This window comes from Streptomyces sp. NPDC058373 (genome assembly GCF_042723275.1).
In the GTDB taxonomy this organism is placed as follows: domain Bacteria; phylum Actinomycetota; class Actinomycetes; order Streptomycetales; family Streptomycetaceae; genus Streptomyces.
On the sequence record NZ_JBHXJE010000037.1, the window covers coordinates 48,616 to 66,434 of the forward strand.

The window sequence follows — 17,819 nt, forward strand, 5'->3', positions numbered from 1 at the left end:
GCCGACCGGCTCCGTCACCGCCGCATCGAGACAGATCATCGCGACGGGGCAGGAGCCATCTCAGTTGCCCGCACACCGCCTCTGCCCGGCCGACCCGGCGAGCTTTGGTCCACGGCCGACGCCGCCCGCACCAGGTGCCACCACCCCGCCACCGCCGGCCCCAGCCGCCCGTCAGCCTCAGCCACGAGCCCAGCCCCCGCCCACCACCACCCGCACCCACACCGACCCGCGTCACGAGTCACCTCCGACCCGGTCCGTGCCTCGAACCGCACCGCGCATCACCCGCTCCCCCGGGAGCCGTGCCCGAGGCCGCCCAGACCCACCACCGCACCAACCCCCTCCGATAAGGCAGTCTTGTCCCGTGTCCCAACCCGAATCCACACCCCCCGACCAGCCCGCCGAGCAGCCCGCTGACGCGGGGGCCGCGCAGGAGCGGCCCGACCATCCGCACACCGCGACGTTGAAGCGGCTGGAGCGCTCCTCCGGGCGGCTCGCCGCCAACGCGATCGCGCGGATGGACGAGACGCTGCCCTGGTACCGGGCGATGCCGCCGGAGAACCGTTCGTGGATCGGCCTGGTGGCACAGGCGGGTATCGCCGCGTTCACCGAGTGGTTCCGGCGGCCGGACGCGCCGCAGGCGATCTCCACCGACGTGTTCGGCACGGCGCCGCGCGAGCTGACGCGGGCCATCACGCTGCGGCAGACCGTGGAGATGGTGCGTACCACGATCGAGGTGATGGAGACCGCGATCGACGAGGTCGCGGCGCCCGGCGACGAGTCGGTGCTGCGGGAGGCGCTGCTGGTCTACGCCCGCGAGATCGCCTTCGCCACCGCGCAGGTCTACGCGCAGGCCGCCGAGGCGCGCGGCGCCTGGGACGCCCGGCTGGAGTCGCTGGTGGTCAACGCGGTGCTCTCCGGCGAGGCCGACGAGGGCGCCGTCTCCCGAGCGGCCGCGCTCGGCTGGAACTCCCCCGAGCACGTCTGCGTCATCCTCGGCACCGCCCCCGACGGGGACAGCGAGCTGACCGTGGAGGCGATCCGGCGGGCCTCACGCCAGGCCAAGGTGCAGGTGCTGACCGGGGTCCTCGGCAACCGGCTGGTGGTCATCGCGGGCGGCAGCGACAACCCGCTGCACGTGGCGAAGGCGCTGATCGGGCCGTACGCGGCGGGGCCGGTGGTGGCCGGTCCGGTGGTGGCGGACCTGCTGGCGGCGACGCGTTCGGCGCAGGCGGCCGCGGCGGGGCTGAAGGCCTGTGCGGCCTGGCAGGACGCCCCCCGCCCGGTGCTCGCGGACGATCTGCTGCCGGAGCGCGCGATGGCGGGCGATCCCGCCGCGCGGGACCAACTGGTGGAGGAGATCTACAGACCGCTGGAAGAGGCGGGGTCGGCTCTCCTGGAGACCTTGAGCGTCTACCTGGAGCAGGCGAGCAGCCTCGAAGGGGCGGCCCGGATGCTGTTCGTCCACCCGAACACCGTGCGCTACCGGCTTCGACGTGTGACTGACGTCACCGGGTGGTCGCCGTCCGACGTGCGATCGGCCTTCACGCTGCGTATCGCCCTGATCCTGGGGCGCTTGGCCGACGCCGAGGCGCATCTCTAGGATTTTGTCGGACACCAACAATTCCCCTGACGGTTCTTGGTCCCTGTCCCCACCGGCCGTCGGGGCCCTCCACAAGAGAGAGTGTGAGAGTGCTCGTACTCGTCGCTCCCGGCCAGGGCGCCCAGACGCCCGGCTTCCTGACCCCCTGGCTCGAACTCCCCGGTGCCGCCGACCGCGTCGCGGCCTGGTCCGACGCCATCGGCCTCGACCTGGTGCATTACGGCACCCAGGCGGACGCCGAGGCGATCCGTGACACCGCGGTGGCCCAGCCGCTGCTGGTCGCGGCCGGACTGCTCTCCGCCGACGCGCTCGGCGAGGCGGCCCCCGGCGCCGTCGCGGGGCACAGCGTCGGTGAGATCACCGCCGCCGCGTTCGCCTCGGTCCTCGACGACACCGACGCGCTGCGCCTGGTGCGCCGCCGCGGGCAGGCGATGGCGGAGGCCTCCGCGGTCACCGCCACCGGCATGGCCGCCCTGCTCGGCGGCGACCCGGAGGTGACCCTCCCGCACCTGGAGAAGCTGGGCCTGACCCCGGCCAACGTCAACGGCGCCGGCCAGATCGTCGCCGCGGGCACGCTGGAGCAGATCGACGCGCTGGTCGCGGAGAAGCCGGAGGGGGTGCGCCGGGTGGTGCCGCTCAAGGTGGCCGGCGCCTTCCACACCGAGCACATGGCTCCGGCTGTGTCGGTGCTGGAGACGGCGGCCAAGGAACTGGCCCCGGCCGACCCGTCCGTGCCGTACATCTCCAACCGGGACGGCGCGCGGGTGGCCACCGGTGCGGAGGTCCTGGAGCGGCTGGTGGGCCAGGTGGCCAACCCGGTCCGCTGGGACCTGTGCATGGAGACCTTCCAGCAGCTCGGCGCGACGGCGCTGATCGAGGTCTGCCCCGGCGGCACGCTGACCGGGCTGGCCAAGCGCGCACTGCCGGGCGTCAAGACGCTCGCCCTGAAGACCCCCGACGACCTCGACGCCGCACGCGCCCTGATCGCCGAGCACTCCCCCGCCGCCCCGGCGGACCCGCAGACGGCCTGAGAAGGAGCACCGAGAGCATGGCGAAGATCAAGCCCAGCAAGGGTGCCCCGTACGCGCGCATTCTCGGGGTCGGCGGCTACCGCCCGACGCGGGTGGTGCCCAACGAGGTGATCCTGGAGAAGATCGACTCGTCCGACGAGTGGATCCGCTCGCGTTCGGGCATCGCGACCCGGCACTGGGCGGACGACCGGGAGACCGTCACCGCGATGTCGGTGGAGGCGGCCGGCAAGGCCGTCGCCGACGCGGGGATAGCCCCGTCGGACATCGGCGCCGTCGTCGTCTCGACGGTGTCGCACTTCAAGCAGACCCCGGCGGTCGCGACCGAGATCGCCCACCTGGTGGGCGCGGGCAAGCCCGCCGCCTTCGACATCTCCGCCGGCTGCGCGGGGTTCGGCTACGGCCTGACCCTGGCCAAGGGCATGATCGTCGACGGGTCGGCCGAGCACGTGCTGGTCATCGGCGTGGAGCGGCTCAGCGACCTCACCGACCTGGAGGACCGCGCGACGGCCTTCCTCTTCGGTGACGGCGCGGGCGCGGTCGTCGTCGGCCCCTCGGACGTCCCGGCCATCGGGCGGACCGTGTGGGGTTCCGAGGGCGACAAGTCGGAGACCATCAAGCAGACGGTCTCGTGGTCGGATTACCGGCACGGCCACCCGGAGAAGTTCCCGGCGATCACGCAGGAGGGCCAGGCGGTCTTCCGCTGGGCCGTCTTCGAGATGGCCAAGGTCGCCCAGCAGGCGCTGGAGGCCGCCGGGATCACCGCGGACGACCTGGACGTCTTCATTCCGCACCAGGCCAACATGCGGATCATCGACTCGATGGTGAAGACCCTCAAACTGCCGGAGCACGTCACGGTCGCCCGTGACATCGAGACCACCGGCAACACCTCGGCCGCGTCGATCCCGCTCGCGATGGAGCGGCTTCTGGCGACGGGCGAGGCCAAGAGCGGCGATACGGCGCTCGTCATCGGCTTCGGGGCGGGTCTCGTCTACGCCGCCACGGTCGTTACTCTCCCCTAGGCGCCGCTCACCTCCGGTCATTCCGGAGCGCGCGGAACCGTACACCTCTGAACACCAACGAAGGAGCGCCATCATGGCCGCCACGCAGGAAGAGATCGTCGACGGTCTCGCGGAGATCGTGAACGAGATCGCCGGCATCCCGGTCGAGGACGTCCAGCTGGACAAGTCCTTCACCGACGACCTGGACGTCGACTCGCTGTCCATGGTCGAGGTCGTCGTCGCCGCCGAGGAGCGCTTCGACGTGAAGATCCCCGACGAGGACGTCAAGAACCTCAAGACCGTGGGCGACGCCACGTCCTACATCCTGAAGAACCAGGGCTGAGCCCCGGCGCACCGGGAGCGGCCCCGGACCTCCGGGTCCGCTCCCCGCTGCCCGGCCCCGGCTTCGGTTCCGCCGGAGCCGGACCGGGCGCCCGACCGCCGTGCCGGTGGTGGCGCGCCTTGACGCACGACCCTCTGACCCGTGGAGACAAGCCCTGTGAGCCCGACCAATCGCACCGTGGTCGTCACCGGTATCGGCGCGACCACCCCGCTGGGTGGCGACTCCGCATCGACCTGGGAAGGTCTGATCGCGGGCCGCTCCGGTGTCCGTCCGCTGGACGACGAACGCTACGCGGACCTGCCGGTCCGGATCGCCGCACGGATCGCGGTGGAGCCGACCGAGGTCCTGCCGCGCCCCCTGGCGCGCAAGCTCGACCGCTCGGCGCAGTTCGCGCTGATCGCCGCCCGTGAGGCCTGGGCCGATGCCGGTTACACGGCGATGGCGGGCGAGGACGAGCAGATCAGCCCGGAGCGCCTGGGCACGGTCATCGCCTCCGGCATCGGCGGCGTCACGACGCTGTTGGACCAGTACGACGTGCTGAAGGAGAAGGGCGCCCGGCGCGTCTCCCCGCACACCGTGCCCATGCTGATGCCGAACAGCCCGTCGGCCAACGTCGGCCTGGAGGTCAACGCCCGGGCGGGCGTGCACACCCCCGTCTCGGCCTGCGCCTCCGGCGCGGAGGCGATCGGCTACGCGGTCGAGATGATCCGCACCGGCCGCGCCGACGTGGTCGTGGCGGGCGGTACCGAGGCGGCCATCCACCCGCTGCCGGTCGTCGCGTTCGCCAACATGATGGCGATGTCGAAGAACAACGACGAGCCCGAGAAGGCGTCGCGCCCCTACGACACCGCCCGTGACGGCTTCGTCCTCGGCGAGGGCGCGGGCGTCGTCGTCCTGGAGTCGGCCGAGCACGCGGCGGCCCGCGGGGCGAGCGTCTACTGCGAGGTGCTGGGCCAGGGCCTGTCGGCCGACAGCCACCACATCGCGCAGCCCGAGCCGACCGGCCGGGGCATCGCGGCGGCGCTGCAGAACCTGATGGACGACACCGACCTGAAGCCCGCCGAGGTCGTGCACCTGAACGCGCACGCCACCTCGACGCCGCAGGGTGACATCGCCGAGGTCAAGGCCCTGCGCCAGATCCTGGGCGAGGACCTGGAGCACGTGGCGATCTCGGCGACCAAGTCGATGACGGGCCACCTGCTCGGCGGCGCGGGCGGCGTCGAGACGGTCGCCACCGTGCTGGCGCTCAAGCATCGCAAGGCCCCGCCGACGCTCAACGTCGACGACCTGGACCCGGCGATCACCGAGTCCGGCGCGGACGTGGTGCGCGGCGAGGCGCGCGAGCTGCCCGAGGGCACCATCGCCGCGATCAACAACTCGTTCGGCTTCGGCGGCCACAACGTGGTCCTGGCCTTCCGCACGGTCTGATCGACACGGCCTGGTCAGTACGGTCTGATCGGCACGGCCTGTCCCGCACGGTCCGTGACGCGCGTACGGCCGCCGGGCTCCGCACAGGCGTCGTACGGTGAAGGGCCCGCTTCCCCTCGGGAGGCGGGCCCTTCGGCGTTCCGGGTCGCGAGGTGGCCGAGGCGCCGGCGCTCAGACGACCTGGTGAAGCCAGCGGACCGGGGCGCCCTCGCCGGCGTGGCGGAAGGGTTCCAGTTCATCGTCCCAGGGCTTGCCGAGGAGGCGGGCGATCTCGGCCTCCAGGTCGGTCTCGTCGGCCTGGGAGCGGACCAGGGCGGCGCGCAACCGGTCCTCGGGGATGAGGATGTCGCCGTGGATGCCGGTGACGGCGTGGAAGATGCCGAGGCCGGGGGTGGAGCTGTACCGCTCGCCCTCGGCACCGGGGCTGGGCTCGGCGGTCACCTCGAAGCGGAGCTGCTGCCAGCCGCGGAGCGCGGAGGCGAGCCGGGAGGCGATGCCCGCCTGGCCCTGCCAGGAGAACTCGGCTCTCCAGGTGCCCGGCGCGGCGGGCTGCCGGATCCAGTCGAGGCTGACGCGCACGCCGAGTACACCGGCCACGGCCCACTCGACATGCGGGCACAGCGCACGCGGTGCGGAGTGCACGTACAGGACTCCACGTGTCGTCACCGGAACCTCCAGTGTGGGACCGAGGGGCGCTGTCCCGAGCGGCCTCGCGCCCATGCCGAGCGAATTTCCCAAATGGGACAGATGTGACGTGATGTAACTTAGCGGAACCGGTGGGCGGTGCCGCCCCCGGGGCGTCCGTACGCCACCGCCGCCGGGCCGACGGCCGGACTGCCCGGGGCCAAAGCTACCGTGCCGCGCCCGTTGGAGGGTGACGTACCGTCGGGCCGGTTCCCCGGAACCCGCCCGCTTTCACCCGGCGGGACGCGCCCGGCGTACGCCCGGCGCCACCCGCCCGGCCGAGCGGCGTTCCGGCGGCCGGGTGACGGGAGGACCGCGCCGCCTCCCCGGGGCACCGGACCGGCGGCGCACAGCGCGCGCGGGCGCCCGTCCTGCGAAACGATGGCGGTCCGACTGCAGCGGCCCCCAGCTCCACCGCGACCACCCGGGCCCCGGCGGACGTGTGACGGCCCTCGCGGGGCGAGGTGGAACCACGCGAGGGTGCACAACCGTTGAGCGGAAGGACCGGCCGGGCGGCCGGGGGCAGCCGGTGCGGCGGACGGAAGGAGGCGCGATGGGTGAGCAGGGCGCACGGGGCCGCAGGGCGCGGGCCGGGACCGCGGCGGGCCTCGCGGTGCTCCTCGGCGCCGTCCTGCCCGCCTGCCAGAGCGCGCCGCCCGCGTCCTCGGGCAGTGACGGGCAGGCGGCCCCCCGGGCCAGGCAGCACTCGGGGTGGGATACCCGCCCGGCCTCACTCGCGGCGGTCGGGGACTCCATCACCCGGGGCTTCGACGCCTGCTCGGTGCTGGCCGACTGCCCGGAGGCCTCGTGGGCCACGGGCAGCGATCCAGGGGTCCGCTCGCTGGCTCTGCGGCTGCTCGGCGAGCAGGGCGCGGCGGAGCGGAGCTGGAACCACGCGGTCTCCGGGGCGCGGGCGGCCGATCTGCCGGTGCAGGTGGAGCGGGCGGTGCAGGACCGGCCGGAGCTGCTGACGGTGATGGTCGGCGCCAACGACGCCTGCCGCGCCTCCACCCGGCAGATGACCAAGGTCGCCGACTTCCGGCAGTCGGTCGAGGAGGCGATGGAGATCCTCCGCGCCGAACTGCCGCGCACGCAGGTGTACATGGCGAGCGTGCCGGATCTGAAGCGGCTCTGGTCGCAGGGGCGCTCCAGTGAGCTGGGCAAGCAGGTCTGGGCGCTGGGGATCTGCCGGTCGATGCTGTCGGAGCCGGACGCGGTCGACAAGAAGTCGGTGAAGCGCCGGGCCAAGGTGGACAAGCGGGTCAAGGCGTACAACAAGGTGCTGGCGGAGGTGTGCGCGCGGGACCGGCTCTGCCGGACGGACGGCGGGGCCGTCTTCGACTTCCGCTTCACCGGGACCCAGCTCTCGCCGTGGGACTGGTTCCACCCCAGCAAGAACGGCCAGGCCCACATCGCGCGCATCGCCTACCGGGCGGTGACCGCGAAGGGCTGAGCGGCCCGGGACCTCCTGGCGGGCGCCCCGGGCCGCCGCCTCGCGGGTCAGTCCTCCTTGAGGGTCAGGGTCAGGCGCGGGTCGGCCACGGAGCGGGCGGCCCGCAGTTCGTAGCGGCCGGGCCGGTGGGACCAGCCGCCCGCCGTCTCGTCCCAGATCTCGAAGGCGCGGTCGGGTAGTTCGACGGTGACCTCGGTGGACTCGCCGGGCCCGGCCTCGGCGAGGGCGAAACCGGCGAGGCGCTGGGCGGGCCGCTCGGGGGCGCCGGGGGCTGCTGCCGGCGGGGCCAGGTAGAGCTGGACGGTCTCACGGCCGGGACGGGTGCCGGTGTTGCGCAGGCCGACGGTGACGGTGCGGCCTTCGGCGCGCAGGGTCTCGTAGTTCCAGTCGGTGTAGCCGAGGCCGTGGCCGAAGGGGTAGGCGGGGGTGGTTCCGGCGCGTTCCCAGGCGGCATAGCCGACGAAGACGCCCTCGGTGTAGTCGAGGTGGCCGTCGGCCGGGGCGGTGTTCGAGACGGGGGCGTCGGCGAGGCGGGCGGGCCAGGTGGTGGGGAGGCGGCCGCCGGGCTCCTCGCGGCCGGTCAGGACGTCGGCGAGGGCGGCGCCGCCCTCCTGGCCGGGGAACCAGGTCAGCAGCACGGCGGCGACCTCCTCGCGCCAGGCCATCTCGACGGGCGAACCCGCGTTGACGACCACGACCGTGCGGGGGTTGGCGGCGGCGACGGCGCGGACCAGGTCGTCCTGGCGGCCGGGGAGGGCGAGGGAGGTGCGGTCGAAGCCCTCCGACTCGACGGCCTCGGTGGTGGCGACCACGACCACCGCGGTCTCGGCCTGCCGGGCGGCCTCGACGGCCTCGACGATCAGCTCGTCCGGGTCGCGCTGGGGCAGCAGGTGGACGAGGGAGAGGCTGACGGCGTCCAGGGGCGCGTCCGGGATCCGCGCGCGGACGCACTCCAGGCTGATGTCGACGGGCTCGCCCGCGGTCAGCTCGGCGGTGGCGCGTTCGGTGGGGACGCCGAAGAACGCCTCGAAGGGGTCTCGGGCCTCGCCGAGCCCCTGCGTGCCGGACCAGAGTTCGCGTCCGCCGACGGTGAGGCGGAAGGCGCCGAGGCCGCGGGTGCCGAAGGTGTGGCGGCCGGACTCGGGCGGGGTGTACGTACCGGTGATCTCGACGCTGTGCAGGGTCTCGTGGGTGACGCCGTCGGGCAGGTCGCTGCCGACCCACTGGACGGCGCCACCGGGGACGGGCGCGGTGCCGAGGACGGTGCCGTCGGCGTCGCGGCAGACCGCACGCAGGTCGAAGCCCTGGGTGGCGGGGCCGAGTTCGTTCTGCGGGTCGGCGCCGACGCGGAAGGTGACGGCCTCCTCGCCGAGCGCGGTGCGCAGGCCGTCGAGCGGGGAGGTGATGTACGGCGGGAAGACCGTGGCGGAGCCGCCGCCGAGGACGCGGGCCTCGCGGGCGGCGGCGCCGAGCAGGGCGACGGTGCCGGGCCGGGGGCCGAGCGGGAGGACGGGCGTACCGCCGGCGGCGGGTTCGTTGCGCAGCAGGACGAAGCCGCGGCGGGCGACCTCGCGGGCGACGGCGGCGCCGTCGGCCTCGGCGGGCAGCTGCCCGGGCGGGACGGCGGGGCCGACGCCGTCGAGGACGCCGACGCGTCCAGCGAGGCGCAGCACGCGGCGGACGGCGGCGTCGACCACCTTCTCGTCCACCTGCCCGTCGCGGACGGCGGCGGCCAGCGCCGGGCCGTAGACGGTGCGCGGGCCGGGCATCGCCAGGTCGAGTCCTGCGGTGATGGCGGGGATGGTGGAGCGGGCGGCGAGCCAGTCGGAGACGTTGATCCCGTCGAAGCCCCAGGTGCCGCGGAGGACGCCTGTGACCAGGTCGCGGTGCTCGGTCATGGTGGTGCCGTTGACGCTGTTGTAGGCGGTCATGACGCCCCACGGGCGGGCCGCGGCGGTGATGGCCTCGAACGGCGCGAGGTAGACCTCGTGCAGGGTCCGCGGGTCGATGCGGTTGTCGACGGTGAAGCGGTCGGTCTCGGCGTCGTTCCCGGCGAAGTGCTTGACGGTGGTGCCGACACCGCCGCTCTGCACCCCCTGGACGTAGCCGGTGCCGATCGCCCCGGTCAGGTACGGGTCCTCGCTGTACGTCTCGAAGTGGCGGCCGCCCAGCGGGGAGCGGTGGAGGTTGACCGTCGGCGCGAGGAGGACGTGGACGCCCTTGCGTCGGGCCTCCTGGGCGAGGAGCGCCCCGGCGCGGCGGGCCAGCTCCGGGTCCCAGGAGGCGGCGAGCGCGGTCGGCGAGGGGAGCGCGACGGAGGGGTCGGCCGCGGTCCAGCGGACCCCGCGCACGCCGACGGGCCCGTCGGACATGACCAGGGAGCCGACCCCGGCCTCGGGGAAGGCGGGCAGGGACCACATGTCCTGCCCGGCCAGGAGCCGGGTCTTGGCGTCGAGGTCGAGGGCGGCGAGGGCCCGCTCGACGGCCTCGGCGAGCCGTGTCTCGTACTCCTGGCCGTGGGCGCTGCGCCGGGTGCCGGGGTGGTCCGTCATGCGTCTCTCCTCGCGCGGGTGGGCGCCGACGCGTCGCGGTGGTCCGGGCGGGGCGAACCGCGGCCCGGGCCGTGCGCGCGCGTCCGGCGGTGCGGGTGTCCCTGACCCGCCGTGTTACATCTTGCCCCGTCACCTTGTAGACCGATCGGTTTCGTTATCTTTTCGTGACGCGTGTCGTGTGCCGGGCGTCCGGGCGGTCTCGGGGTGTCGTAACGTCGCTGCGGCCGGGGCGCGCACGGGCGCGGCCTTCCGACGGGCACGGCAGCACGAGGAGAGGGCGGCGCCAGCCATGAGCAGGGGCGGCAGGAACGAGGAGCGGCGCGGGGACATCCTGCGGGCGGCGCTGGGGGTGATCGCCGAGCGGGGGTACCGCGCGGCCTCGATGGCGGCCGTGGCGGAGCGGGTCGGCCTCACCCAGCAAGGGCTGCTGCACTACTTCCCCACCAAGGAGGCGCTGCTGGTGGGGGTGTTGGAGGCCCGGGACCAGTGGGACGCGACGCCGCGCGAGACCTGGCGGCTGGACCTGCTGGCGGCGCTGGTCGACTACAACGCGACCCGCCCCGCCATCGTACGGACCTTCTCCGCACTGCTCGGCGAGAGCGTCACCGGGGACCACCCGGCCCGCGCCTACTTCACCGGGCGGTACGCCGGGGCGCGCGCGGACATGGCGTCCATCCTGCGCACCGCGTACGGCGAGCGGCTGCCGAGCGGGCTGACGCCGGAGCGGGTGGCTCCGCTGCTGGTGGCGGTGTTGGACGGCCTCCAGTACCAGTGGCTGCTGGATCCGGAGGCGGTCGACATGACGGCGGCCTTCCGCGACTTCCTCGTCCTGCTGGGCGAGGAGCCGCCGGCGTGAACAGGCGGGTGCGGGCCGGTCAGCGCTCCGCCCGGGCGTCCGCCTGGGACTTGTCCGTCCGGAGCCCCTCGGACGGTTCTGCGTCCGCGGTCGGCGCGGTCGGTTCGCCGAGCAGGTCGCGGGAGAGCAGGGTGGCTCCGGCGACGGCGCCCGGCATGAGGAAGACGGCGACGAACGGAATCAGGTAGACGAGGGCCAACGGCACACCGAAGCCCCAGGCCAGGGCGCGGCGGGAGCGGAGCAGGGTGAGCCGCTCGCGCAGGTCGACGCCGCGCCGGGCGAGGGCGACCGAGGCGAGCTCCTCGGTGAGGAAGAACCCGGTGACGAAGAAGCCGACGACGGGGACGGCGGTCTGGCCGACGACGGGGATGAGGCCGAGCGCGAAGAGCAGCACGCCCCAGATCGCGGCCCGGACCAGGATGCGCAGGCTGTCGCGGAGCGAGACCCACAGGTCGTACCAGAAGGAGCGGCCGGAGGTGGGGACGTTGCCGTCGACGGAGGCGTCGACGCGCTCGGAGACCGCGTCGTAGAAGGGGGAGCCGACGAGCAGGGTGACCGAGGTGAAGGTGATCACCGCGAGCATCAGGCCGAGCGCGAAGAGGACCGCGGTCAGAAAGCCGCGGAAGAGGCCGAGCCACGGGGAGCCCCAGCCGTCGGCGAAGGGCGTGGCCCAGGCGATGAGGTCGTCGGCGCCGAAGGCGAGGGCGACCAGCGCGGCCGCGTAGACGACGAGGGTGAGGAGGCCGGGCAGCAGGCCCAGACCGAAGGCCTTGCCGTGGCTCAGCGCCCAGCGCTGGCCGGTCATCAAGTACTGGAAACCCGCCCGGAGATCACGCATGCGGGCACCTTACCGGCCCGCCCGGACCGCTTGCGCGGAGCGGGCGGGCCGGCAGGGGCCGACGCGGCGGGGTCAGGCGACGGTGAGGGTCACCTTGATGTTGCCGCGGGTGGCGTTGGAGTACGGGCAGACCTCGTGGGCCTTGGCGACGAGCTCCTCGGCGGTGGCGCGGTCGACGCTCGGGATGGAGGCGACCAGCTCGACCTCCAGGCCGAAGCCGCCGGCCTCGGTCTTGCCGATGCCGACCTGCGCGGTGACGGTCGAGCCCGCGATGTCGGCCTTGGCGGCCCGGGCCACGACGCCCAGCGCCCCCTGGAAGCACGCGCTGTAACCGGCGGCGAAGAGCTGCTCCGGGTTGGTCCCGTCACCGCTTCCGCCCATTTCCTTGGGCGGGTTGACGACGACGTCGAGCTTGCCGTCGTTGGTGGAGACGCGGCCGTCGCGGCCGTTCTCGGCGGTGGCGACGGCGGTGTAGGCGACGTCGATCTTCTGGATGGACATACGTGTTCCTCCTGATTGTTCCGCCGGGGCTCGCGCCCACGACCCAGGCGGCCGTGACCGAGCCTAGACGAGACAGCCCGTCAGCGGGACAGGTCGATGATCATCTTTCCGGTGTTCTCGCCCCGGAGCATGCCGAGGAAACCCTCCACGCCGTTGTCGATGCCCTCGACGAAGGTCTCGTTGTACTTCAGCTCGCCGGAGCGGACCCAGGCGGAGACCTCGTCGACGAACTGCGGCTGGAGGTCGCTGTGGTCGCCGACGATGAAGCCCTGCAGCCGCAGCCGCTTACCGATGGCGAGGGCGAGGTTGCGCGGCCCGGCGGGGGCGCCGGTGTCGTTGTACTGGGCGATGGCGCCGCAGAGCGCCACCCGGCCGCCCTGGTTGAGGCGGCCGATGGCGGCCTCCAGGTGGTCGCCGCCGACGTTGTCGAAGTAGACGTCGATGCCGTCGGGGGCGGCCTGCTTGAGCTGCTCGGCGACGGGGCCGTCCTTGTAGTTGAAGGCGGCGTCGAAGCCGTACTCCTCGGTGAGGAGCTTGACCTTCTCCTCGGAGCCGGCCGAGCCGATGACCCGGGAGGCGCCCTTGAGCCGGGCGATCTGGCCGACCTCGCTGCCGACGGCACCGGCCGCGCCGGAGACGAAGACGGCGTCGCCGGACTTGAACGAGGCGACGTCGAGCAGGCCCGCGTACGCGGTGAGGCCCGGCATGCCGAGGACGCCGAGGTAGGCGGTGAGCGGGGCCAGCGAGCCGTCGACCTTCTTGGCGTGCTTGGCGTCGAAGTTGGCGTACTCGCGCCAGCCGAGGCCGTGCAGGACGTGGTCGCCGACGGCGAAGCCCTCAGCCTCGGAGGCGATGACCTCACCGACCGCGCCGCCGTCCATGGGGGCGTCCAGCTTGAAGGGCGGTACGTACGACTTGACGTCGTTCATCCTGCCGCGCATGTACGGGTCGACCGAGAAGTAGAGGTTGCGGACGAGGATCCGGCCCGCCGTGGGAGCCTCGATCGGAACCTCGCGGAGGGCGAAGTCCTCGGGGGTGGGCCAGCCGTCAGGCCTGGCGACGAGGTGCCATTCGCGGCCGGACGAGGGAAGTGCGGTCATGCGGTGTCTCCTCCTAATGTTTCATGAGGTAAAACAACAATGCGTCTGTATATTTCATGTTGTCAAGTAACCGGCTATCCTGGAACGCATGGCCACCCGCACGGACCCCTTGACCCTCGAAGTCGTCGAGCTGATCGCCGCTGTCGTGGCGCGCTACCACGAGGAGTACGACCGGGCCGCCGCCGAGCAGGCGCTGACCGGTGCGCAGGCCCGCGTACTGGGTCTGCTGTCCATCGAGGCCATGCCCATGCGGCAGATCGCCCGCCGTCTCAAGTGCGAGCCGTCGAACGTCACGGGCATCGTCGACCGCCTCGCCGTGCGCGGCCTGGTGGAGCGGCGGCCCGATCCGGCCGACCGGCGGGTCAAGCTCGCCGCTCTGACCGCGGAGGGGCGCCGGATCGCGGAGACCCTGCGGGACTCGCTCGACTTCGCCCGCGAGCCGCTGGCCGGGTTCAGCCGGGAGGAGCGGGTGATGTTGCGGGGGATGTTGCGGCGCATGGCGGGGGATTGACGCACTAGGGCTGCGTCAATCCCTCGGGGGGCGGGGGCTTGGCTTTCGGCCCCGGGCGCCCTGGGGGTGGGGTGGAGTGGCCTCAAGCGCCGGCCGGGCTGCGGGGGTGCGCGGTTCGCTCGACCGCGCCGGTCACTGATTGGCCTCAAACGCCGGCCGGGCTTGATTTTTTGCCCCAGTCGGCCATCTTTCAGGTCCGCCGGCGCTTGAGGCCACCCCTCAGCCGCGTCGGGGGTGCAAGGGGTGTTGTGGGGAACGATGGGGGGATGTCTGTGGCTGCCGGGGGTTCCGGCCCCTTCGCTTTGTTGGAGTTTCAGCTCGTGTTGTTGCGGCGGATGGCCGATCATCAGCCGGGGCTGGTCGAGGAGGCGCGGCGGTCACTCGGGGTGGACGCTGCCGGGATGCGGGAGGCCAACCGGCGCTGGCAGGCGATGGTGCGATCGCCGCGGGCTCGGCGGGGCGCCGGGCTGCTGCGCTCGGCGCTGGGCGCGCCGGAGACCACCGAGCGCCGGGTCATCGGTGACCTGGAGTGCGAGGCGCTGCGCTGGGCGGTGCCGCTCTGGCCGGATCTGCGGTTCGAGGCGCTGCTGGCGCCCGGCGGTGCGGTGTGGAACGAGTGGCTGGTCCGCGCCCCGGGCGCCGCTCCGCCGCCTCCTCGCGGGCTGGAAGCGCTGCGGCCGTGGGCCCACACCGTCGACGAGGTCGCCCGGGCGTTCCCCGCCCGCCCGCTGGAGGGGTCGGCACCGACCCGCCGGCGGCTGCGGATCACGGCTCCGGTGCGGGAGGGCGGGGCCGCGCGGGAGGCGGTGGCCGAGTTCACCTGGGGGCTGCTCCAGGAGGTGACGGAGGTGGGGCGGCAGGGCTGACCCGGTGCGCCCGCCCCTCGCACCGCCCTCACCCCGCTCACGAACAGATGATCGGGTGTTCCCTTGAACAGGTGATCATTCCGCGAGGAATTGCGTGAGCACGCCACGAAGCACAATGCTTACGTTCAGCGAGCGACGGGGTGCACACCGTCACCGCGACGGGCCCAAGTCCCTTTGTCCGGGCCCGTGTTCATGTTCCCGAGCGCCCTGTCCCTGGGCGCGTGCAGCACCGAGGAGATCCACTCATGAACCTGCTCACCGACATCCTCGCCGGCCTCGTCCACCTCGTCGGGTGGCTGGTCTGACACCTGTCGGAGGCACCTCCGGGCGTTGAGCCCGGACCAGGGCACGGCGCCGTTTCCCCTCGTCCCAAGGGGAGGCGGCGCCGTCGCCGTGCGCGGGCTCAGGGCTGCGGGTCGCGGGCGTCGTAGCGGGCGAAGTTCCGCCAGCGCAGGCCGAGGGCGGTCACGGCGAGGACGCACAGGAGGCCGCCGCCGGTGACGGCGGCCGTCGGGGAGGCCAGGTCGCCGACGGTTCCGGCGAGGAAGTCGCCGAGGCGCGGCCCGCCCGCGACGACCACGATGAAGACGCCCTGGAGCCGCCCGCGCATCGCGTCCGGGGTGGCGGCCTGGAGCATGGTCGAGCGGAAGACCATGGAGATGGTGTCGGCCGCGCCCGCCAGCGCCAGGAAGAGGATGCCGAGCCAGAGGTTCCGGGTGAGGCCGAAGACCGCCACGGCCAGCCCCCAGCCACCGACCGAGAGCAGGATGGCCACCCCGTGCCGGTGGATCCGGCCGAGCCAGCCGGAGAAGACGCTGCCGAGCAGGGCGCCCACGGCGGGGGCGGCCACCAGCAGCCCGGCCGTCTTCGCGTCGCCGCCGTACCAGATCACCGCGACGGCCGGGAAGAGCGCGCGGGGGTGGGCGAGGACCATCGCGCACAGGTCGGTGAAGAAGGTCATCCGGACGTTGGGCCGGGTCGCGAGGAAGCGCAGGCCGTCCAGGACCGAGGCGCGGCCGCGGCTGCCCTCCTCCCGCTGCGGGCGCATCGCGGGCAGTCGCCACATCGCGTAGAGGGCGGCGGTGAAGGCGACGGCGTCGATGAGGTACGCCGCCTGGTAACCCCAGAGGCCGACCAGCAGGCCGCCGATCATCGGCCCGGTCATGGTGCCGAAGGTGGTGGTCATGGAGTTGAGGGCGTTGGCCGCGGGGAGCTGCTCGGCCGGGAGCAGCCTCGGGATCATCGAGGAGCGGGCCGGGGCGTTCAGGGCGGCGCAGACCGCCTGGAGCGCCACGATCGCGTAGAGGAACCACACCTGGTGGAAGCCGGCGAACGCGGCTACGGCGAGGGCGACGGCCAGCAGCCAGGAGCCGGTGGAGCTGGCGAGGCCCAGCAGGCGGCGGTCGACGGTGTCGGCGACGGCCCCGCCGTAGAGGCCGAAGACGACCAGGGGCACGAGGGAGAAGAGGCCGACCAGGCCGACGGAGAAGCTGGAGTGGGTGAGGTCGTAGACCTGGAGGGAGATGGCGAGGGCGGTCATGCCCTGGCCGACCCAGGAGATCGTGTTGCCGATCCACAGCCTCCGGAAGTCGGCCGAGGTGCGCAGCGGCGTCAGGTCGGCGAGCAGCCGCCGTCCGGGTGGGGGCGCCGCCGGGTCGCGGGGCGGGGGGAGTATCGCATGCGCGTCGTCCGGGGCCGGGGGCTCGTCCTTCGAGGTCTCACTGTGCACAGCGGATGCTAACGCGCCTCCCGGATGCCGCGCGGAGGCCGCCTCCGCGCACGGGCCCGCTCCCGGGGCCACCCGCGCGGCCCCCTCCGGCGGGCGGCGGTCCGGCGGCGGGCGGAGGATGCGAGGAGAGCCGCCCGCACCGGGCTCGTATCCGTCACCGCACTCGGGAGGACCTGCCGTGACCGCCAGTCTGGAGCAGTTGCGCCGCTGCCACTTCGCCGTCGACCTGGGGGCCGCGCGCACCCGTGTCTTCGTCAAGGGCGAGGGGGTCGTCGTCGACGAACCGAGCGCGGCGGCGATCAACACGCGCACCGGCGCGCTCATCGCGGTCGGCACGCTGGCCGAGCAGATGACCGGCCGCACCCCCGGCTACATCCGCGTGGTCCGGCCGGTGAGCGGTGGCACCGTGATCGACATCGACATGGCGAAGCGCATGCTCCGCCACCTCCTCGGCGACAAGGCGCGCCGCGCGCTGCGCCGCAAGCCCCGGCTGCGGGCCGCCGCCTGCACGCCGCACGACGCGGACCCGCTCGCCCGGCGGGCCACCATCGAGACGCTGGTGGGCATCGGGGCGCGCCGGGTGGAGCTGGTCGACACGCTGCTCGCCGCCGCCGTGGGGTGCGGGCTGCCGGTGGAACGGCCCGAGGCCAGCATGATCCTGGTCTGCGGCGCCGCCACCACGCAGATCGCGGTCCTCTCGCTCGGTTCGATCGTGACCGCCGAGCGCATCCCGGTCGGCGGCAACGCCATCGACCACTCCGTCGTCTCCTACCTGCGCCACCACCACGAGCTGATGCTGCCGAGCCAGTCCGTGCGCCCGCTCCACCTCGCGCTGCGTGGCGGCGACCTGACGACACCCGGGCCGGGCTCCACCGAGATCCACGGGCGGGACGTCGCCACCGGCCTCGCCCGGTCGGCGGAGGTGGACACGGTGGGTCTGCGCAGCGCCATCAGCATTCCGCTCACCGGCGTCATCGACGGCATCGGCAAGGTGCTGCGGGACTGCCCGCCCGACCTCGTCGCCGACCTGGCCGAGCGCGGGATCATGATGGTCGGCGGCAGTGCCCTGATGCCCGGGCTCGACCAGATGCTCCGCGAGGCCACCGGGATGCCGGTCGAGGTCGCGGAGCGGCCCGACATCGCCTCGGTCACCGGGCTCGGCGCGATGCTCGACGGGCAGATCGAGCCGATGGCGCTCAACCCGCTCTCCGCCTGAGCGACACGGGCGCGGATCCGGTCGACGCGCGCGGGCGGCCGGAGCGGCGCCCCGCGCGAGCCGGAGCCGCGCCCCCCCCCCGCACCCACCGGCCGGGCCCGGGCCCCACCAGG

General features: G+C 73.6%; 16 protein-coding genes. 10 read left to right on the top strand and 6 right to left on the bottom strand.

What is annotated here, in order from left to right:
• Positions 1-361 precede the first annotated feature (361 nt).
• The 5 genes from ACFWMZ_RS20660 to ACFWMZ_RS20680 all read left to right on the top strand — a co-directional run bounded on the left by ACFWMZ_RS20660 (position 362) and on the right by ACFWMZ_RS20680 (position 5,400).
• A complete protein-coding gene (locus ACFWMZ_RS20660) occupies positions 362-1,600 on the top strand; it encodes a PucR family transcriptional regulator (RefSeq protein ID WP_383176553.1) in 1,239 nt (412 codons plus the stop codon).
• An 89-nt stretch (positions 1,601-1,689) separates the two neighbouring features.
• A complete protein-coding gene (locus ACFWMZ_RS20665) occupies positions 1,690-2,631 on the top strand; it encodes an ACP S-malonyltransferase (protein WP_383176556.1) in 942 nt (313 codons plus the stop codon).
• A gap of 17 nt (positions 2,632-2,648) precedes the next feature.
• On the top strand, positions 2,649-3,650 hold the full coding sequence (locus tag ACFWMZ_RS20670; RefSeq protein WP_383176559.1) for a ketoacyl-ACP synthase III: 1,002 nt from the start codon (positions 2,649-2,651) through the stop codon (positions 3,648-3,650).
• Positions 3,651-3,723: 73 nt separating this feature from the next.
• The gene (locus tag ACFWMZ_RS20675; RefSeq protein ID WP_383176562.1) at positions 3,724-3,972 is read left to right on the top strand and encodes an acyl carrier protein; all 249 of its coding nucleotides are present in this window, start codon (positions 3,724-3,726) and stop codon (positions 3,970-3,972) included.
• 156 nt (positions 3,973-4,128) lie between these two features.
• Positions 4,129-5,400: a beta-ketoacyl-[acyl-carrier-protein] synthase family protein gene (locus tag ACFWMZ_RS20680; protein WP_383176565.1), complete on the top strand. Its 1,272-nt coding sequence runs from the start codon at positions 4,129-4,131 to the stop codon at positions 5,398-5,400.
• Positions 5,401-5,571: 171 nt separating this feature from the next.
• Here ACFWMZ_RS20680 and ACFWMZ_RS20685 read toward each other — a convergent pair whose 3' ends face one another.
• Positions 5,572-6,066 (bottom strand): DUF3145 domain-containing protein, encoded by a 495-nt coding sequence (locus ACFWMZ_RS20685; protein WP_383176568.1) that lies wholly within the window; start codon positions 6,064-6,066, stop codon positions 5,572-5,574.
• A gap of 571 nt (positions 6,067-6,637) precedes the next feature.
• Between ACFWMZ_RS20685 and ACFWMZ_RS20690 the strand changes: the two genes are divergently transcribed.
• Positions 6,638-7,537 carry an SGNH/GDSL hydrolase family protein gene (locus ACFWMZ_RS20690; protein WP_383176571.1) on the top strand — a complete coding sequence of 300 codons (900 nt, stop codon included), beginning with the start codon at positions 6,638-6,640 and terminating at the stop codon, positions 7,535-7,537.
• A gap of 47 nt (positions 7,538-7,584) precedes the next feature.
• On the opposite strand, the gene ACFWMZ_RS20695 is transcribed toward ACFWMZ_RS20690, so the two are convergent.
• Positions 7,585-10,089 (bottom strand): glycoside hydrolase family 3 protein, encoded by a 2,505-nt coding sequence (locus tag ACFWMZ_RS20695; RefSeq protein ID WP_383203269.1) that lies wholly within the window; start codon positions 10,087-10,089, stop codon positions 7,585-7,587.
• Between the two features lie 289 nt (positions 10,090-10,378).
• Here ACFWMZ_RS20695 and ACFWMZ_RS20700 point away from each other — a divergent pair, with 289 nt between their 5' ends.
• Entirely contained in the window at positions 10,379-10,945 is a 567-nt protein-coding gene (locus ACFWMZ_RS20700) for a TetR/AcrR family transcriptional regulator (protein ID WP_383176577.1), read from the top strand.
• A gap of 19 nt (positions 10,946-10,964) precedes the next feature.
• On the opposite strand, the gene ACFWMZ_RS20705 is transcribed toward ACFWMZ_RS20700, so the two are convergent.
• From ACFWMZ_RS20705 to ACFWMZ_RS20715, 3 genes are all read right to left on the bottom strand, one after another.
• Complete coding sequence (locus tag ACFWMZ_RS20705; RefSeq protein WP_383176579.1) at positions 10,965-11,783, bottom strand: EI24 domain-containing protein; 819 nt, start codon at positions 11,781-11,783, stop codon at positions 10,965-10,967.
• A gap of 72 nt (positions 11,784-11,855) precedes the next feature.
• On the bottom strand, positions 11,856-12,284 hold the full coding sequence (locus ACFWMZ_RS20710; protein WP_383176581.1) for an organic hydroperoxide resistance protein: 429 nt from the start codon (positions 12,282-12,284) through the stop codon (positions 11,856-11,858).
• An 80-nt stretch (positions 12,285-12,364) separates the two neighbouring features.
• The gene (locus ACFWMZ_RS20715; RefSeq protein ID WP_383176584.1) at positions 12,365-13,384 is read right to left on the bottom strand and encodes an NADP-dependent oxidoreductase; all 1,020 of its coding nucleotides are present in this window, start codon (positions 13,382-13,384) and stop codon (positions 12,365-12,367) included.
• Between the two features lie 88 nt (positions 13,385-13,472).
• Here ACFWMZ_RS20715 and ACFWMZ_RS20720 point away from each other — a divergent pair, with 88 nt between their 5' ends.
• Positions 13,473-13,895 (top strand): MarR family winged helix-turn-helix transcriptional regulator, encoded by a 423-nt coding sequence (locus ACFWMZ_RS20720; RefSeq protein ID WP_383176587.1) that lies wholly within the window; start codon positions 13,473-13,475, stop codon positions 13,893-13,895.
• 266 nt (positions 13,896-14,161) lie between these two features.
• A complete protein-coding gene (locus ACFWMZ_RS20725) occupies positions 14,162-14,761 on the top strand; it encodes a hypothetical protein (protein ID WP_383203271.1) in 600 nt (199 codons plus the stop codon).
• 403 nt (positions 14,762-15,164) lie between these two features.
• Here the strand turns inward: ACFWMZ_RS20725 and ACFWMZ_RS20730 are convergent, their stop codons facing one another.
• Positions 15,165-16,436, bottom strand: a complete 1,272-nt coding sequence (locus ACFWMZ_RS20730) for an MFS transporter (protein WP_383176630.1) — start codon at positions 16,434-16,436, stop codon at positions 15,165-15,167.
• 232 nt (positions 16,437-16,668) lie between these two features.
• Between ACFWMZ_RS20730 and ACFWMZ_RS20735 the strand changes: the two genes are divergently transcribed.
• The gene (locus ACFWMZ_RS20735; protein WP_383176593.1) at positions 16,669-17,706 is read left to right on the top strand and encodes a rod shape-determining protein; all 1,038 of its coding nucleotides are present in this window, start codon (positions 16,669-16,671) and stop codon (positions 17,704-17,706) included.
• Positions 17,707-17,819: the final 113 nt, after the last annotated feature.

What these genes read in the sequence shown, in the direction of transcription:
- ACFWMZ_RS20670 (WP_383176559.1), top strand. Translation starts at nt 2,649, where the DNA reads ATGGCGAAGATCAAGCCCAGCAAGGGTGCCCCGTACGCGCGCATTCTC.
- ACFWMZ_RS20675 (WP_383176562.1), top strand. Translation starts at nt 3,724, where the DNA reads ATGGCCGCCACGCAGGAAGAGATCGTCGACGGTCTCGCGGAGATCGTG.
- ACFWMZ_RS20690 (WP_383176571.1), top strand. Translation starts at nt 6,638, where the DNA reads ATGGGTGAGCAGGGCGCACGGGGCCGCAGGGCGCGGGCCGGGACCGCG.
- ACFWMZ_RS20695 (WP_383203269.1), bottom strand. Translation starts at nt 10,089, where the DNA reads ATGACGGACCACCCCGGCACCCGGCGCAGCGCCCACGGCCAGGAGTAC.
- ACFWMZ_RS20700 (WP_383176577.1), top strand. Translation starts at nt 10,379, where the DNA reads ATGAGCAGGGGCGGCAGGAACGAGGAGCGGCGCGGGGACATCCTGCGG.
- ACFWMZ_RS20705 (WP_383176579.1), bottom strand. Translation starts at nt 11,783, where the DNA reads ATGCGTGATCTCCGGGCGGGTTTCCAGTACTTGATGACCGGCCAGCGC.
- ACFWMZ_RS20710 (WP_383176581.1), bottom strand. Translation starts at nt 12,284, where the DNA reads ATGTCCATCCAGAAGATCGACGTCGCCTACACCGCCGTCGCCACCGCC.
- ACFWMZ_RS20715 (WP_383176584.1), bottom strand. Translation starts at nt 13,384, where the DNA reads ATGACCGCACTTCCCTCGTCCGGCCGCGAATGGCACCTCGTCGCCAGG.
- ACFWMZ_RS20720 (WP_383176587.1), top strand. Translation starts at nt 13,473, where the DNA reads ATGGCCACCCGCACGGACCCCTTGACCCTCGAAGTCGTCGAGCTGATC.
- ACFWMZ_RS20725 (WP_383203271.1), top strand. Translation starts at nt 14,162, where the DNA reads ATGTCTGTGGCTGCCGGGGGTTCCGGCCCCTTCGCTTTGTTGGAGTTT.